General features: G+C 44.9%; 18 protein-coding genes. 3 read left to right on the top strand and 15 right to left on the bottom strand.

Annotated features, from left to right (window positions below; genetic code table 11):
• Window positions 1–121: 121 nt before the first annotated feature.
• Entirely contained in the window at window positions 122–880 is a 759-nt protein-coding gene (locus ACQSGY_RS00545; protein ID WP_248064125.1) for an SDR family NAD(P)-dependent oxidoreductase, read from the top strand.
• 608 nt (window positions 881–1,488) lie between these two features.
• A complete protein-coding gene (locus tag ACQSGY_RS00550) occupies window positions 1,489–2,046 on the top strand; it encodes a DUF4879 domain-containing protein (RefSeq protein ID WP_427050281.1) in 558 nt (185 codons plus the stop codon).
• Between the two features lie 278 nt (window positions 2,047–2,324).
• Here ACQSGY_RS00550 and ACQSGY_RS00555 read toward each other — a convergent pair whose 3' ends face one another.
• From ACQSGY_RS00555 to ACQSGY_RS00625, 15 genes are all read right to left on the bottom strand, one after another.
• The gene (locus ACQSGY_RS00555; protein ID WP_427050282.1) at window positions 2,325–2,840 is read right to left on the bottom strand and encodes a hypothetical protein; all 516 of its coding nucleotides are present in this window, start codon (window positions 2,838–2,840) and stop codon (window positions 2,325–2,327) included.
• A gap of 56 nt (window positions 2,841–2,896) precedes the next feature.
• Complete coding sequence (locus ACQSGY_RS00560; protein WP_427050283.1) at window positions 2,897–3,202, bottom strand: hypothetical protein; 306 nt, start codon at window positions 3,200–3,202, stop codon at window positions 2,897–2,899.
• A 129-nt stretch (window positions 3,203–3,331) separates the two neighbouring features.
• Window positions 3,332–3,820 carry a hypothetical protein gene (locus ACQSGY_RS00565; RefSeq protein ID WP_427050284.1) on the bottom strand — a complete coding sequence of 163 codons (489 nt, stop codon included), beginning with the start codon at window positions 3,818–3,820 and terminating at the stop codon, window positions 3,332–3,334.
• A gap of 53 nt (window positions 3,821–3,873) precedes the next feature.
• Window positions 3,874–4,215 (bottom strand): hypothetical protein, encoded by a 342-nt coding sequence (locus ACQSGY_RS00570; RefSeq protein WP_427050285.1) that lies wholly within the window; start codon window positions 4,213–4,215, stop codon window positions 3,874–3,876.
• A gap of 260 nt (window positions 4,216–4,475) precedes the next feature.
• Window positions 4,476–5,228 carry a peroxide stress protein YaaA gene (gene yaaA, locus ACQSGY_RS00575; RefSeq protein ID WP_427050286.1) on the bottom strand — a complete coding sequence of 251 codons (753 nt, stop codon included), beginning with the start codon at window positions 5,226–5,228 and terminating at the stop codon, window positions 4,476–4,478.
• A 117-nt stretch (window positions 5,229–5,345) separates the two neighbouring features.
• A complete protein-coding gene (locus ACQSGY_RS00580) occupies window positions 5,346–5,633 on the bottom strand; it encodes a DUF3139 domain-containing protein (RefSeq protein WP_427050287.1) in 288 nt (95 codons plus the stop codon).
• Between the two features lie 104 nt (window positions 5,634–5,737).
• On the bottom strand, window positions 5,738–6,922 hold the full coding sequence (locus ACQSGY_RS00585) for an MFS transporter (protein WP_427050288.1): 1,185 nt from the start codon (window positions 6,920–6,922) through the stop codon (window positions 5,738–5,740).
• Between the two features lie 53 nt (window positions 6,923–6,975).
• Window positions 6,976–7,146: a hypothetical protein gene (locus ACQSGY_RS00590; RefSeq protein ID WP_427050289.1), complete on the bottom strand. Its 171-nt coding sequence runs from the start codon at window positions 7,144–7,146 to the stop codon at window positions 6,976–6,978.
• A gap of 254 nt (window positions 7,147–7,400) precedes the next feature.
• Window positions 7,401–8,372, bottom strand: a complete 972-nt coding sequence (locus ACQSGY_RS00595) for a helix-turn-helix domain-containing protein (RefSeq protein WP_427050290.1) — start codon at window positions 8,370–8,372, stop codon at window positions 7,401–7,403.
• 250 nt (window positions 8,373–8,622) lie between these two features.
• Complete coding sequence (locus ACQSGY_RS00600; protein ID WP_427050551.1) at window positions 8,623–9,249, bottom strand: cell wall hydrolase; 627 nt, start codon at window positions 9,247–9,249, stop codon at window positions 8,623–8,625.
• Between the two features lie 635 nt (window positions 9,250–9,884).
• The gene (locus tag ACQSGY_RS00605; protein WP_188591148.1) at window positions 9,885–11,105 is read right to left on the bottom strand and encodes an MFS transporter; all 1,221 of its coding nucleotides are present in this window, start codon (window positions 11,103–11,105) and stop codon (window positions 9,885–9,887) included.
• A gap of 162 nt (window positions 11,106–11,267) precedes the next feature.
• On the bottom strand, window positions 11,268–12,083 hold the full coding sequence (locus tag ACQSGY_RS00610) for a carbohydrate ABC transporter permease (protein ID WP_427050291.1): 816 nt from the start codon (window positions 12,081–12,083) through the stop codon (window positions 11,268–11,270).
• 202 nt (window positions 12,084–12,285) lie between these two features.
• Window positions 12,286–13,158 carry a carbohydrate ABC transporter permease gene (locus ACQSGY_RS00615; protein WP_289371182.1) on the bottom strand — a complete coding sequence of 291 codons (873 nt, stop codon included), beginning with the start codon at window positions 13,156–13,158 and terminating at the stop codon, window positions 12,286–12,288.
• Window positions 13,159–13,161: 3 nt separating this feature from the next.
• The gene (locus tag ACQSGY_RS00620) at window positions 13,162–14,436 is read right to left on the bottom strand and encodes an ABC transporter substrate-binding protein (protein WP_188591644.1); all 1,275 of its coding nucleotides are present in this window, start codon (window positions 14,434–14,436) and stop codon (window positions 13,162–13,164) included.
• 263 nt (window positions 14,437–14,699) lie between these two features.
• Window positions 14,700–15,884: an LLM class flavin-dependent oxidoreductase gene (locus tag ACQSGY_RS00625; RefSeq protein WP_427050552.1), complete on the bottom strand. Its 1,185-nt coding sequence runs from the start codon at window positions 15,882–15,884 to the stop codon at window positions 14,700–14,702.
• Between the two features lie 464 nt (window positions 15,885–16,348).
• Between ACQSGY_RS00625 and ACQSGY_RS00630 the strand changes: the two genes are divergently transcribed.
• Window positions 16,349–17,233, top strand: coding sequence for a helix-turn-helix transcriptional regulator (locus ACQSGY_RS00630; RefSeq protein ID WP_216514921.1), 885 nt, complete (start codon window positions 16,349–16,351; stop codon window positions 17,231–17,233).
• Window positions 17,234–17,619 lie beyond the last annotated feature (386 nt).

Raw genomic sequence — 17,619 nt, forward strand, 5'->3', positions numbered from 1 at the left:
TTCTCTGCTCATTAAAATTAAACGTGGTGGTTTTAGGCAATTTAAAGGTGTGATTAGATCTATATTATTTCCGCAGAGAAGACTAAAATAAAGTCCAGATCGATCACAAGAAAGGGTGGATATGATGAAAATTGCAATCGTAACGGGTGGAAGTAATGGCATTGGAAAAGCGACGGCTCTGGAGCTAGGCAAGCGCGGAATTAGCGTGATTCTCACATACAATTCCTATAAGGACAGAGCAGAAGCGGTCGTTAAGGAAGTGGAGAAAAATACAGGAGTTCGGGCTGTAGCACTGAAGTTAAATCTGACCCAAATATCAACATTCGAAGGTTTCGCCTTAGAAGTCAAACAGTACCTCAACGATATCTGGGACAGAACGACTTTTGATTACTTAGTTAATAATGGTGGTATTGGCGGACCTATGATGTTCAATGAGATGACCGAAGAATACTTCGACAACATTCTCAATACGAACTTTAAAGGACCCGTTTTTTTAACACAACACCTTGTGCGATTTATGGATGATCATGGAGCCATCGTTAATACTACGAGTTCATCCAAGAACCAATCATTCCCAGGGTACTCTGCCTACGGCTCGTTAAAAGCAGCCTTCTCCACATGGACTCGTTATATCGCCAAAGAACTTGCACCTCGCAACATTCGGGTCAACGCCGTTTCTCCCGGCCCTACGCATAGCAATTTCGGCGATGGAGTATTCGATAAACATCCCGAATTCATCAAGCCACTGGCTGAGCAATCTGTATTTGGCAGAATAGGCCAACCTGAAGATCTTGCGAAGGTCATTGTGAACGTATTGTCCGATGATTTCGGCTGGGTTACAGCCCAAGACATCGAAGTGTCTGGCGGACATTTGCTCTAAGCTTGTGAGTACAATATGGGGGTCGGTAGCTTGAAGAAATGCCAGATGCTGAGCACTGACCCCTAACCAGATATGGATTAGCCAATGGCTTTTCAATATAACCTTCTTCTGTTGATCTGCACTTGCAGATTTACTCATAAACGCACTAATGTCTGAAAAACTCTATGTTCCCCAGTATATGCATATCCTGTTGGCATAATGTTGTTTATGAATACACTTGACTTTATTCAGAAACAAGAAGTAATATATGGTTATATAAATGGAATATATTTCAATTTTAACAATAATTAAGGGTATGCTGTGTCCCATAGCATTTCGAAGCATATCTTCCTCAGATCATCTTTTTAAAATACATAAATCTCTAATCTACAATCAATTATCAGGCTTTACCTAATATATCATTCTGAACCTGCCAGAGCGCTCCAGCCTGCAGCTTTCTTCCCTCTTCGTACTATCAATAGAAACAGAACCAGAAAATATGGGAAGGATCATTCTCACAACGAAAGGAGGATACGTAGGTTTCCATCTGCAAGTTCATCTTTGTTACGTAAGCATGTGTATCTTTATCTGCCAGCTCATCCATTACAAGAAAGGTGGAATTGATCTCTATGAAAAAGTTGTTTAGCTTGGCTCTTATTCTTGTTTTAGTTTTCTCGTTTAATGCAGCTGTCTTTGCAGAAGCTCAGACTGCTCAACCCAAACCTTTAACGAAAGAAGAAGTGGTAAATTCAAAAGAGTTCCGCGAAGCTGTAGAGGCAGCCAAAGCCGAGTTTAAAGCGCAGCAAGAAAATAGCGGCCCCGTGCTACATGCACCTGCCCCAAAGGTATCTCACATTAATGTATACGCTGTCGCTTCCCCTAATGGTGGTCAAGAAATTTACGGCTTCAATAGCAACCCGATCTCCACTGCCAATGATCACGGGGGGGACTGGATTCAGTGTGTTACTTTCCAGATCGGCTATGACAGCTCTCACTTCGGCACACTCGCAGGAAATAAAATGACAAACACTTGGTCTGAAGCTATTGATCTGGACGGTGATCGTGTTGTAGATGCCTTTGCTTATTCGTGGGTTTATGAGGCTCCTAGTTCGGGCGGGCAATTTGTAGGAACCGTCTATTCCATTAATATTCCAACACAGTGGACTGCTTGGATTAATGTTCGTTAAGTTCTAAAGCCCAACACACAGAGCATCATCTTCTTTTTTATGTAACTATGCCTAAGTACAATGATGCTGCGTCTGTTTCTTCTTTTAACAATTGAATTAGGATATTATCTTTAAAACAAATTTTAAATATGCACTCACAAATTTAAGATTACGCAGCACAAAGCATCATCAAATGAATAAAGCTGTACCCCGTAAAGAGACATTTTAAAAATACGTCTACTTTACAGGGTACAGTTTACTTCACCTCATCCATCGATGTTCTGCTATGGTTCTTCCGATTAATATTCCATTTCGATTTCTTCCCAATCACCCTGACTCTTTGTCTCGTAAGTGATATATCCTTCAGTTGAATACCTATTTTTAAGTATCTTGCTAGCGTCTGACTTACTCCAATTCTTCTTTACATCCATCTCATCTTGTAAAAATAGTACAAATAGAGAATTGGATTCATCATTATCCGATAAATAAAAACCTAATAATTCGTTATATTTAGAGCTAAAATACAAACGTATATTTTCTATTCGAAGTTTAATATTTTCCTTCGATTCAACTAATCTTTCATAACTTGCATATAAATTAAAATCATCCAAATCGTAAATTCTGTTCACTGAGATTAACGGATTCATACCTCTTATATACAAGCCTATGACATGACTATCCTTTTTCTCAAGGAACAGGACTTGATCTAATCTCTCATGATCGTCCTGATCATGTACATAAATAATATTTGAGATTTCTTTATGCTCAAAATAATAATCAAACTTTTTTATAAAAGAGTTTATATAGTTATTCATCGTCGTCCTCACTCTCAAATCGTATCTCATTCGTATTGTACACTTTCCTTTCAAACTCACTTCATTTCTAGTGATAGCCCTTCTGCAATATTAATCCTATAGACCTTATGTATGCCTAATTTTTCGGTAATGGTTAGCTTGTATATTTCAGGTTTTTCTGTAGGTTCTAGAACAGTCCACTTCCAATCCGATCTTGGGCCCGTCGTAATGGTCACGATCTCCTTCGCATCCAGATCTAGCGGGATCGTTTTCTTATCAGCTTGATCAGAGACCTCTTTTACAATAGCAACTAGAAACCAAATAAATACGGCTAGATTGACGAGAACCATTGTACCCCAAATCCATTTGATCCAACTCGACACACACTCACCTCCAAAATTGTACAATATCGTAGTCGATAATATTTGTAAGATATAAAGGTCCGAGTGCAGCGCCATCCATTCAAAAAAACGGAAGGACTTTCATCTTTCTCTATTACGAATCGAATCCATTTAAAGTAGTTCAATGTTATGTTTCCAGTGGTCTATATAAAATGTAATATTGGATCTGATATTTAGCTTTTTCCAATCCTTTTTATCAATCGGAAAGGTTTCTTTTCCAAAAACAGGAGATATAACGTGAATATAAAAGTAACCATCATGTTCAATCATTTTAGCGATCACTCCTGTCAAAGGGTCTTTTGTCGATTCTTTATTAATTGAAACGATGTATAGATATTTCCCCTCGTTAAGATACCTATAAGTTAGTTCATCCCCTCCTTTTAATTTGCTGCATGATGGGCTTTCAAATGTTTCTGTCTTCGTTCTGTTGTGCCCTTTTGATGGATCGCTAACAGTTACCTTACATGATGAATCAGCCTGTAGTTCAACTGAAACAATGTGCGTGGTCGATGATATAGGTGTAAGGTCATTCATTGAATACCATATCCAACCTACTGTTGCAATGATCAAGAAGATGCCGGTGAATAATGCTTTTTTCAAAAAGTATCCTCCTTATTTGCATTAGAATTGTTATGTACCACCCCAGGATTCTCTTAGTTCAATTTCAAAAGGGAATCTATTTTTCTTAATCCTTGAGACATATACTGGTTCATTAGATATATTAAAGAGCTAATCTCGACATATACTCTGTAATCTTCAGGATTCTTTACAAACATTTCAGTCGTTTCGTTAAATACAAGCACTTCATCTTCGTTTTTTCGGATGATAAAATGATCCGTCAATTCTAGTTCCTCTCCTATGGAAGAATGATTAAGAAACTGAATAATATCACTCATACTGTATTCGTTAACCTCAATTTCGATAAAGGAGCGTAACACAGCTGCGGCATTCCTTGAGTTTCTTTTATTCAATTTATCAAAATCAAATGCTTTCACTTCAATACCTCCCAGTGTTCATGAGTTTAGAATCAAAATAAGGAACTTGTATTCCTAGATTCACGCCTAGATGTGGTAAAATTAGTTAAAGTATATGTATCGACATTTCCCTTAATTTAGGTAATAGTAAATTAGTCCTCAATTACAGGGGCTTTTTTCCTTTTAAGCATATTTAAAATAATAAAAGCCGCCGAATGGCGACTTTTAATGAAGTACAACGGGAATCATTCCCTCTCTGATATCCACTAGCATGCTAGCAACTACTTTTCCTCTGAATAAATAAACACATAAGTACTCTCATCCGATTGTTCTTTTGAGAAAACAAACTCTAACCGATCAAATGCCTTAATATCCTGCACATCTGTAATCTTACGCTCTGCCATATACCGCACCATCTCACCTCTCGCCATTTTGGCGCGGGTGGCTTTTTCAACCAGTTTCCCACCAACCATCTGTCCGAATACACAAGTGACAAACCGGGTCTCTCCGTTCAGAAAAGGAGTGATGTTCTTGCTATATTCTTTGGAAGCCAGATTGAGAATGCAGTTACTTTCCGCCTGAAGCTGATCAGCCAGCTTGCTGCCCCAGAACTGATAAAGAGATTTGAACCCCGGCCCTTGCAGCTTGCCCTGCATCTCCAACCGATACGGGGTAACCCCGTCCAAAGGACGCAGCATGCCATACAACCCGGATAATATGCGCAAATGTTGCTCCAGATACGACAGCTCTTCCTGCTGAAAAACGCCAGGCGCCATATATTGATATTGAATGCCTTCGTAGGCATAGATAGCTGGGGTAAGATTGGCCTTTAGGTTCATATTCCGAATCCGCTCCATGTTCAGTTCTGCAATAGCATCGTTGCACTTCCAGAGCGTTTTGAGTTCGTCATAAGATAACGTCTGAAGCAGACTCAGGAGTTGTTCTGACTCATTTATGAATTGCGGCATTTGTGCGTTAGCCATCAGATCGGTGTCGACCTTCATCTTTTTGGCTGGTGATATAATAATCCTCATCGTTCTAATCCATCCTTAATCTACCGTTGTTTTATCGTTATTCATTGTACAGGATTAGGCAGATGAATCCAATCGTGTGGCATATTAAGCTCGCGCCTTCATAATAGTTTTAAAAGTTTACGAATTCGGATCAGGCGCCAGCTGAATCCATTCATCTTCTCTATAGTAGTAGATATACTCCTCCGGATTGTCTTTAAATTTAACAACAACAGGATACATCGGCATTTTACTACGGCGAGCTTTGATACTTATAATCGCATGTTCATCTATTCCTTTTTCAACCGTTAAATACGTCCTCAAATTATTCTCAAGTTTCTTCATATCACTCTTGTAGGAGCCATACCAAGCAAAAGAAGCAATCACTATGATTGTGAATACAACACCTATCCCTTTCAGGTATTTCATATTTTCTCCACCTTAATCCTGCCTGTATTTGTTGCCGTGTACTAGAGCGTTTAGCTTGCTTGAGATTAGCTCTTAATAACCCACCTTACTTTGTTAAATACAGCTCATTCTTCTGCATAAACGGGATGTCCTGATCTTTTTTTCAAAAGGACACAACAAAAAAAGAACACTGCAAATAAAGTACACAAGATATACGGAATCCCCGGCTGAAATGAGTATAGCGTCGTTCCAATTACCGGACCTGCAAAAGAACCCACACCCTGTGCTGCAGATGCAAAAGGGGTAACATCGGCCTGCTCACGCACGCTTACCGCAAGTGAACTTGCACTGATATAACCTGGCAGCGTGAAACCTATACCCACACCTACTATGGCGTAAGCAAGCATGTAATCGGATGGTGCGATGGTAAATAACAAGAAACCCAACCCCAGGAAAGCAAGACCCAACAGAAGTAACTTGTCAGGCGGCCATTTGGGGGAACGTCCAATCACTAATTGTACAGCAGCAACGATTAATCCGGCAATAGCTGAAGCAAGGCCAATCATGCGAGTTGCCTCCTGTGCCGAGACAGAGAGTTTATCCTGAACGTAGAATCCTAAGGTCACTTGCAAAATAATCATCATGGTGGACAACACCAGACCAATACTTATATACAGCCGAATACGATGATCCAACGGAGACAGCTTCACCTTTCTACGGAGATTGGAATCTGTTGATTGACCAGGAATCAGAAAACCAACCATGATGAACACAATGATTAAAAGAAACGCAGAAATGTACATCGGAGCAGTGAGACTATACGATGCAAAGATAGCTCCCAAGACGGGGCCAAACACAAAACCTAATCCATTGGCTGCCCCGAAGAGAGCCATGCCGCCTGTTCGTTTTGCTGCTGACGTCCATTGTATCAAGTATTCCTGAGCAATGGCCGGGATGGCTCCGAAGAAAAATCCGGCGAGTGCACGCAATCCCAGAAACATCCAATACAAAGCAGCCGAATGGGTTAGGGCTAGTTGAGCACGATCCGCAATAAAAGCAAACGCCGTAATCGCTATCGTGTATCCCGATATCGCGAGCAGAAGCTTGGTTTTTCTGCGTATGGTTGTGTATTTTACCCACAGGAAACTTCCGAGAAACCAACAAAATCCGGTTATAGCAACCAAACTGCCAGACTGTATCTCGGACAATCCAAGATTCCGTGTAAGTGGACCGATAATCAAATTAAAATTGGCTATAGAGATCATCGCGGTCAGTACTGTAATAAAGATAACAAGAAAAGATTTCTTCATAACCATGCCTCACTTCCTGAATACTCCCTGCATTCCTTGCGCGGAAAGCAGGGTTAGATCAACTCTAATGTTCCCAGCGGATGCGTGAACGTCCGAACCTCATCCGAAGAAGCTGTCGTACTCTTGTCTGTTGCTGTCTTCTCATCGGGACTGGATGCACAACCAGCCATCAACACCAACGTACTGATCAATACCATGAAGTATGAACCCACCTTAAATCTCATCTTGTATGTCCTCCCTTATTTTTTGTTTTCCAATGAGAATGATTATCACATGTCAAGGGAGCGTGTTCTACCTGCTGAGGATTTTTCTTCACCTGCAGCGGACTGAACCTGAAAAAATGGGGCTGTCCCTAAATCGGAACGAAAAGACCTCCAAAACCACGAGTGAAGTGGGCTGGAGGTCTTCATTTTGCTTTATCATCAAACTTCTGTAGGGGATGGATCATTACAAATAAACTTTGGGGACACGCTCATTTTCAAGAAAGGCTTTCATTCTGCTTATGTCGAGTTTGTTGTATAAACTCACTCGGATTACATCTATATTTTTTTCGAAATGCGGATGCAAAATTACTAGGATTACTATAACCCACGGATACCGCAGCCTCACATACTTTCATCTGATTGGTTTCAAGCAGCCAGGCCGCTTTCTTGAGACGTTGATCACGCACCAGGTCGAAGATCGTCATGCCGAACAATTCACGGAAACCTTTCTTCAGCTTCGTCGTGCTTAGCCCTACGGTTTTGGATAATGCCTGAATGGAGAGAGGCTGCTCCAGATGGTTTACAATCACTTGCCTAGCTAGATGCAGCTTCTCCAAATCATTCCTGCTTTGAATTGGCATGGTCCTATCAGGTAAATTCCCCTCTTCCTGCTCGCTCATGAATAGCAGAATCAGCTCCAACGTCTTACTTTCTATGAATAAACGCTTCATTGCTCCTGTATAGCTGCATGCCAGCATTTCATATACGATCTTTTGGGTCATCGGATTTAATTGATGATGGCGAATGGTATTTCGATAGTGTTGAATCATCCGTTCCAGCCTGCTCTGTTCAGTCGGTGTCTCGAAATAGACACCTAATACCTTGGGATCCAGTCTCACCTTCACCCCATAACTTTTAGTCACAGCGCTTGTCTCTAAATATACCTTCGTACGATCTGTAAAAAATACCGTATGTCCCGGAGAAGTGGATGTCGTTGTAGGTGTACTGTTCCATTCACAATATCCTTCTCCGCTTAGTCGGTAAGCAAAACCCAAAACCTGACAATCCTGATCAATACGCAGCTTTAGATTTTCTTGTAACACGAGGTTTTCAATGAGCACCTCCATGCCTGGTCGGATCACCATACGCATAATAGACCCATGACCCAACCTTTCCGGCAGTTTTAATTGCTGCTCCCACCCTCTCAAAGACAACTGGCTATCCATACCCTCAGATAAATGATCCATATATTGATGAACATCTGTTAATTTGAATTGGTGTAATATAGGAGAACCCCTCTTTCACGATAAATATCGAGAACCATTCTCACTATATATGATAAAACATACCTCCTCAAGACAGGCAACGCAAAAAAGCGAAGTGAATACTTCGCTGAAATGGCCCCCGGACAAATACCTGCAGATGAGCAGTGTACAGCCCGAGTCCCTAGTTGTATCAAAAATCTACTATTGCTCTATTATCTGCTACAAGCCTGCCTCATCTCGTAAAATCATGCTGTCCAATAGTCAGCAGTGTCGGTCTGCTCTTGCTCCATTCCGACGTAGCAATTTTCGGATTGTAATAATACAGTGCACCATTCGTCGGATCAACGCCATTCAAAGCTTGGCGCGCAGCCTTGAACGAGGTCACGGTTGGCTTCAGATTAAACTGACCATCGTCCACCGCTGTGAACTGGCCTTTCTGGAAAATGACTTCGGAGATGGATGACGGGAATTCTCCCGATTGCACCCGGTTTAAGACAACTGCCCCTACGGCAACCTGTCCTTCAAAAGATTCACCGCGTGCTTCCCCATGGATCAGCTTCGCCAGTTGACGCAGCGTTTCTCCTTCAGCTTTGACCTTTTTGTTCAGCCTCTCCAAAGTAATCGGTCCTGCTACACCATCGGCGCTCAGTCCCTGTGCTTGCTGGAACTTGCGAACCGCGCTCTTGGTAATCGTACCATAATAACCGGTCACACCAGCGTCAAAATACCCCAGCTCGCTCAATTGCTCCTGCAGTTGTACCACGTGCTCACTGCGAATTCCCTGCTCCAGCTTCTGCGCACCCGCAGAAGGAGCGGCAACGGTAAGTCCAAGTGTCATTGCACAGGCTCCAAGAAGCATACTGATCCGCCGTGCTCTCTTGCCACTCCTTCTCCCCCTGCCATGAGTGACCTTACGACTGACGGTGATAGGAGCTAGATCAATCACATCGCTTCCCGTGTAACCGCTGTGCATCCCACTCTCTTTAATGCTCTCGGTATAGCCATAAATCACATTCACCCCGGCGGCATCATCTATTCGTACCATTTCGTACACGCTATGCTCTTCATTCGCCATATGCTTTTCATTCCATTTTATCTTCTCATCAATGATACCTTCTGAATTTATTTCCTTGATACTTTCTGTATTCATTTGATTCTTTTCTCGCAATACATTCATTACCAACGTTTGATCCATCTCAAATCTATTCTTATTCGTCATTTCCTTAACCCTCCATTTTTCTGAATCCAGATATACGGCTTCCCCCTGAATCCTCACGGTTGGACATCCCGAGTGTCATTATAGGATAACGAAAATAGCACGTCTATCGGACTGATGGAGCATGAAAAAATGAGTCCTGCACATATCAAAAAGAGGCATGAGCCCATGGTCGTATCAGGGTCACACCTCTTCTTATATCAACCTTGTACCGCTTGTCCAGCCGTCATTTCCCTAGGCAAACAGACCCGCACAAAAGTTGCGCTACCATTTTCTGACTATGACTCAGCGAGTTCCTGTCCTTTCGTTTCCCGACCCCAGAACAGCACGGCAGCTGCTCCAATAAGGATCGTTACGAAGAAAATAGTGAAAATCAGGCTGATCGGAACCGCCCGCTGAACGAGCATACCCACCATAAATGGTGCGAGCACGCCCCCAATCCGGCCTACCGATGTAGCCAGACCAACACCTGTGGAACGCACGGAAGTTGGATATAATTCTGGACTGTATGCGTACAGCCCGCCCCACGCGCCCAGATTGAAGAACGATAAGCAGATTCCCGCGGCCAATATCGTCGCTTCCGTCGTAGCCAGTCCAAAGGCGATCGCGCTAATTGCGGTCAGCGTCAGGTACACAACAAGCACAAATTTGCGGCCGAAACGTTCAATGAAATACGCAGCAGTAAAATAACCTGGCAGCTGTGCAATCGTCATGATCAGCACGTACTGGAAGCTTTTTACCAATGTAAAGCCTTTTGCCATCACAACTGAAGGCAGCCACAAGAACATGCCATAATACGAAAAAATAACGGTAAACCACAAAATCCACAGCATTAATGTTGTTCGGCGATGCGGTGCAGACCAGACCGTGGCAACCTTCTCGCGGAATGTAATTTTACGCAATTTCGTGTGATTTTTGTAACGAGGCGGGTCCTGAATGGCACGGCGCAGATACAGCGCATAGAACGCCGGAAGTGCACCGATTGCAAACGCAATTCTCCACCCATACTCTGGAATGACAAAATTGGCAATGAGCGCCGATACGATCCAGCCCCCTGCCCAGAAGCTTTCCAATAAAACAACAGCTCGTCCACGTTCGGCCGTAGGCATCGATTCCGATACCAGCGTAGATGCCACCGGCAGCTCACCGCCAAGACCAATACCTGCAAGCAGACGCAGGGCGCACAATACTGCAAATCCGGTAGCGAGTGCAGACAGACCGCTTGCAATCGTGAAGATTAGCAGCGTCCACATCAGAATCGCTTTTCGTCCAAAACGATCCGCAAGTGCACCTGCAAGCAAGGCACCGAGCGCCATACCAATCGAATTGATACTTGTCAGCACCCCGACTTGTCCGGGACTAAGACTCCACTCCTTCGCGAGTGCAGCCACGATAAAGGAGATCATGCCGACCTCCATCGCATCAAACAGCCAGCTCATACCGGCACTGAACAGCAGCTTTCGCTGCTTGGGATTCCGCAATACTTCCAATTTGCTCATCAGATTATAGCTCCCTTGATCTCTATGTAGTCATTCTGACACTAAACCATTATTATGCAGAATGAACCAGAAATCAATGCAAAATACGATGTGACGCCAATTTACAACGAATATAAAACGAACTTGGTTTTGCGAACAATCTTTTAGTTGTCTTCTGGTCCCTCATCCTTTAAGGGAACCTGCGGTCAGACCTGCCACGAAATAACGCTGAAGCAGCAGGAACAGCACAATCATCGGGATCGCTGTCACGAGAACGCCGGTCAGCATCATCGGATAATTGGTCACGTACTCCCCTCGGAATTGCATTAGCGCAAGTGGCAGGGTCAGCTTCGACTTGCTGGTAAGCATAAGCATCGGAATAAGCAAGTCATTCCAGACCATCACAAGCAGAAAAGTCGCTGTTGCCGCGAGTGAAGGTGCCGCCAGTGGCAGAGCAATTCGGGTGAAGAGTCTCCACTCGTTGGCGCCATCCATACTGCCTGCTTCCAAAATTTCCGAATTCAGCATACGCATAAAACCTGTCAGCATGAACACCGAAACAGGCATCAGCATGGCAGCCGACACGATAATCAGACCCGTCAGGCTGTCGGACCATCCGAGCGTACGTGTGAGGGAATAGATCGGCAGCATGCTGACCTGGGACGGCACGATCAAACCTGCCACAAACAGCCCAAACACAATTTTGCCTACTCTGCCGCCCCAGCGGACAATAGCGTAAGCAATCATACTGCTGAGCAGCAGCTCAATGGCTACCGTGCCCAGCGTCACAACCATACTGTTCCCGAAGTATTGCCACATCGGTTGATTGCGAAACAGCCCCGTCACGTTATCCCACGTAAACGGGTCCGGCCAGCTGAATGGACTGGTGAAGAAATTGCTGCTTGTTTTAAACGACGATACAAATACAAAATACAGCGGCACAAGGATCAGCAGCGCGTACACAAACAGAATCAGTCGATTGAACCATTTGAAAACCATATAATCTCCCTCCTTTCTCTCAACCTCACACTTATAATTAATCTCTGCATTCAACATCAATTACCAACATTAACATCAACTAGTTCGTATTTTTCCAATAAAGCTCTCGATTCTCTAAAATGACTCTTTCTTACTCCTGCACACATTCTTGACTTATCATTCTCGCCGCTAACGCTCACGAAAAGAAGCCTTCATCCATCTGTTAATAACTTACCCGGTCGGCACGCAGCGCTTTGAACTGTAACAGTGTCAATAGCGCGAGCAGCACCAGGAAGATCATCGAACCGGCTGAAGCCAGACCAAACGAATAGCTTCCAAAGGCCGTGTGGTAAATATATGTGGTTAAAATTTCAGTGGCGTAGTTCGGACCTCCGTCCGTCATCGTGAAAATGAGGTCAAAGGCCTTGAACGACTGAATCGTCGTATAGGCTACAACAATGGTTGCCGAAGGGGCTAGCAACGGCCAGGTCACGGTACGGAATACCTGCCATTTACTGCCGCCGTCCATACGTGCCGCTTCATACAGTTCTGCCGGAATGCCTTGCAGACCTGCGATGAACACAATCATCATTTGTCCTGCATGAGCCCAAACCTGCACTGCAGCGATGGAGAAGATCGCAATCTTCGGATCACCGATCCAGTTACGAGCCATGCTGCCCATGCCCGCCTCATTTAATCCGTAATTGATCAGTCCAATGGACGGGTCATACATGAACGCCCAGATCAGACCGACCGAAACCGACGACAAAATCGCCGGCAAGAAATACAGCGCCCGCAGCACCACTCTTGTTTTGGTATTGCGTACCAGAAGTAGAGCCAAGACGAGTGAAATAAAGGTTTGAGCGATGACAACCGTTAACATAAACTCCACGTTATTGCCAAAGGCTTTGCGAAATACGATGCTGCTGAGACTGTCCTTGTAATTATCCAGCCCTACAAATGCATACGACGGGGATACCCCGTCCCAATCCGTAAAGGAGTAGAACAGCCCCGTCAATGTAGGAAATACGAACAATCCAACGTACAGCAGCAATCCGGGTAACAGAAACAGGGATAGCTGAATACGGTTTTTCATCGTTTATTTCCCGATATGCTGATCAATGATCGCTTGTGCCTGCTGTGCTGCTTCTTCTGGTGAAGTGCCGCTCAGCACAGCCTGAATGGAATTGGTTACAGCCTTTTGGTTATCTCCATTCAGAATCGTGAACCGTGGCTGGAACACGGTCTTTTTGTTCGCCCACTCTCCTGCAACCTGAAGCTCAGGTGTGTCATACTTCACATCATTCACCGTTACATTTTGTCCTGTCTGGTTGGCGTATGCGCCAGCTACATCCGGTTTGCTCAGAAATTCAAGGAATTTCTTGGCTTCTTCCGGGTGTTTCGACTTGCTGTTTACCGCTAGCATAAACGTGGTGGTGTGTACCCCTTCATATTTCGCTTGGTCGGCACTTACCGTAATCGGTGCGAGCAGCTTTTGCTCCAGATTCGGGTTTTGTTGTTTGTTCTGAGCGAGTTGATATGATCCACTTGCGAGCATCGCTGCTTTTTCCTGAATAAACAGTGCACCTGCTGCCGGGTCTTTCGTACCCAGTGCATCTTGCTGGAAGTATCCTTTATCGTTCAGTTCTTTGATTTGTGTCAATGTTTTCACCCAGAACTCATCTGTCAGTTTGGCTTCGCCTGCTTCAACTTTGGTAAAAATGTCGTCACTCGGTGCATTGTTCATCACCATTGTATTCATAAATTGGCCTGGACCAATGTCCGCTCCGGCAAAGGCAATCGGAATAATGCCATTGTCTTTCAGCTTCTGGCAAAGAGCGAGGAACCCTTCCCAATCCTTCGGTGGTGTGAGGCCATACTTTTCAAACAGTTTCACGTTATAGATCGGGTCGTTATATACAAGCTGGTATGGAATCGCATATTGCTTGCCGTCCTTCTGTCCAGCTTCGATCAGCTTCGGATTGTACGCCGACAGGAAGGATGATCCGGTCAGGTCGGTAAATAATCCTGCTTTGCTGAATGCTTGGAACTGAGCACCCGGGAAAGAGGCAAACACATCGCCCGTAGAGCCGTCACTGATTTTGGATTGTACTGTAGATTGATACTGATCCGAAGGCAGCGTCTGCATCTCCACATGGATGTTCGGATTTTCTTTTTCAAACGCGTCGATCGTTTTGTTGAATGCTTCGGAATCCTCGCCGCGCCAGTGCATGAAGCTAATGGTCACTTTGCCTGAACCTGAGGAGCCGTTCTCTCCGGATGACGCGTTATTTCCACCGCCGCAAGCGGACAGCAGGATGGACATGACCAGCATACTGACAAGCGGCAGAATCATTTTTTTCGTTTTTTTCATGAAAGACGACCTCCTAAGGATGATAAACGTAAGTTTAACGAATGTTTTACACAAGACACTCCGAGTGCAGTACCATCTTCCGATCGCTGTTACCCCCTGATTTTTTGAATTTATTCTTTCAATGGTTAAAATCTGGTGATAAAGGGGGATTATGCTTACGAAGTAGCCTTCTTTCAGAAAGCTTTTAGCTCCGCTTCTTCAGATCGGTTCTGCCCTCTCCGTTAAAGTGTAAAAAAAGGTATACTTACTTAAATTAGTAGTAACTAGTTGGCAGTAACTGAATGTTGCTTCTGTCTAGTTTTCCACTTTTCGCGAATGATTGGCATCACGGTCTTGCCGAAGATTTCGGCTTCTTCCAGGTGCGGATAACCGGACAAAATGAAAGTCGTTACGCCCAAGTCTCCGTATTCCATCAGCCTTTCTGCGACTTGCTCCGCCGTACCCACAATGAGGATGGCTCCGCCGGAGCGTACTACCGACAAACCTGTCCACAAGTTCGGCCCAACCACAAACTGCTGTTTCTCCGACAGTTCCCGGAGCTCATTTTGTCTGCGCTGGTTGGTGGCATCCGTTTCGGCGAACGCGGCTTTGGCCTTTTCAATCGCTTCCGGCGGTACTTTGCTGATGATCTCCCATGCTGCTGCCCATGCCTCTTCTTCGGTATCCCGAATGAGCACCTGTGCACGCATACCGTAGCGGAGCTGACGATCTTGTCCCGTTTCCTCTTTCACCTGCTCCCGAATGACCTCGATCTCTTCGATCTGCTCCTGAATCCAGTCATGCGGCTCGCCCCACATCAGGAAGGTATCTGCATGTTCAACTGCCACTCGCTTTGCAATTGGAGAACTTCCTCCAAGATAGAATGGAGGGAATGGCTTCTGTACCGTCTCGGGCATGCCTACCGGGCCTTTGAAGTTATAATACTGACCGTTAAATTCAGAATTTGGATCGCTGGATGCATCTGTACCTGATTGTGCACCACTTCCGGCAAACTCTGTCAGATTCAGTCCCGTCGACTGTGTCCATGAACGCTTCATGACTTCCATATATTCACTTGCGCGAACATATCGTTCATCATGCGCATGTGCCAGCGGATCACCGAGCTCTTCCAGATCTCGAACCGAACTGCCTGTAACCACGTTAATCATGGCGCGACCGCCCGAGAGCTGATCCAGTGCCGCACCCATGCGAGCTGCGAGTACGGGTGTAACCAGACCTGGGCGAATCGCTACAAGGGGACGCAATGTCTTGGTGTGACTCATTACCGCCGAGCCGACCACCCATGCGTCCAGACAGGCTCCCCCTGTCGGAATCAGTACAAATTCAAATCCGGCCGTCTCCGCCGTCTGTGCCACCTGCACCAGATAATCCAGACTTGGCTCACGCTCTGGCGCTACACCTACATACTTCCCATCTCCGGCGGTTGGTAAAAACCATCCAAACTTCATTTCTTCCTGTTCGCTCACAAACGTCATTCCCTTCTATGGATAAAATTGCTCTAAATGTCCACTCAAACACTTCGGTTACAGAAAACCTTTCGAGCACTCTTGTCCCCAGATTTCTTCTTATTCCCCTTTCATGGGGAAAATCCGGTGACAAAGGCGCACGCTTCGCTTCTCCAGGTCTTTTCTGTCACCTCCGTTGTCGTGTGATTCTTTAAATTAATTTAACAGTCGTAAATAATCATTAATACCGATTAGTTAACTTGGTTTAATAGGTATGGACATCATAACAATTGATTTGTCTGTGATCAATGTCATTTCGCGGCAATTTATTTTTGTCATTTTGTGGTCGTTTTTCGAATTCAGGTTTTACTCGTCTTGAATTTACATAAAACCAACCTGTATAATAGGTTATAAACGATTCTTTTAGATGATATCAACGATACTTAATTATTAAAGAGGTGTTCCTGATGACCGAGCTTGAGCGCATGAAGGAGGATCACCACGAGTTTCTGGATATTCTATTCTTCACTCCGTCTGAATTTGAGAAGGCCAGCGGCGCCTGGCCCTTACGCATTGGTCGCAACATTGCCAAAAGCAACTATCATATTGGTCCTCGGACTACGCCATATCACTATTTGTTATTTGTACTGGAGGGGGAAGGGACATTCATTCAGGACGGAAAGCAGTATTCTCTGCGAGCCAGAGATGCCTTCTGTCTGTTTCCGCATGTCACGCATGAGTACTGGACAGATCCCGACCATCCATTGCAAAAAATATTTATCGCCTTTGACGGAGCATATGCCGCTGAACTGCTCTCCCGAATTGGGCTGAGTCCTGATACACCCTATCGTTCAGGTGTACTGACCTCCGAAACGGCTAACAGCATGCGTTCTTTTATGGAAGACGTTCGCAAACCACAGGACGGTGCCAGTGATCTGGGGCGACTGACCCGGTTTCTCAGTCTTTTTGACCGTATCGCACGTTCTCCGGCGACCAAAGACTTGCAACCGGATGTGGCTACTCCTTGGCTTCAGAAAGGTAAAGAGTACATTGAACTTCATTTTGCAGGCGGAATTACCGTAGAAGGTGTGTCCGCTCACGCAGGAGTGGATCGAACCCACTTCGCCAAGCAGTTTCGCAAAGCTTACGGCTTGTCCCCCGTGCAATATATTCAGCAGCTCAAAATGAACCAGGCCAAGCTTCTGCTCGTGCAGACCACGCTGAGTTTAACGGAGGTGGCTCATTCCGTGGGTTACCCCGACCTGTTTTCGTTCTCCAAAGCCTTCAAAAAGCAGGTTGGTCTGCCCCCCAACCGTTATCGAACAACGACAACGGAACAAAAGAGTGATTAATGAGTTGGCTAAGAAAGTGGGCGCTAAAGGGATGCATCCATGTTCTCAAGCGCTAAATAATCTGAATAAGGCAAGCCCCTTCACTAGCTAGTGATCGGGATTTGCCTTATTCAGGTTTTCTTTTCATTTACATCCTAAACCTATGTAACAATTGACGGTCATTCACCAGGGATCCGAAACAGCATGTGTAGACAGTCTAAATGCTGAGCTGCCTTGGGGTGTCTGACCAACTTCGTCGGTCGCCGCCGGTAACCAGGAATCAATATGGAATGGTACATACTACTTAGTTCAGATTGATGAGGAGCTGCGCCTGTGTCGTCTAACCAACTTTCACCGGCTGCCGACCGTATCCGGAACTGGCATGTGCAATTTGGTCCAGATTGCAC

It is taken from the genome of Paenibacillus sp. TC-CSREp1, from assembly GCF_050171015.1.
Classification (GTDB): Bacteria; Bacillota; Bacilli; order Paenibacillales; family Paenibacillaceae; genus Paenibacillus; species Paenibacillus silvae.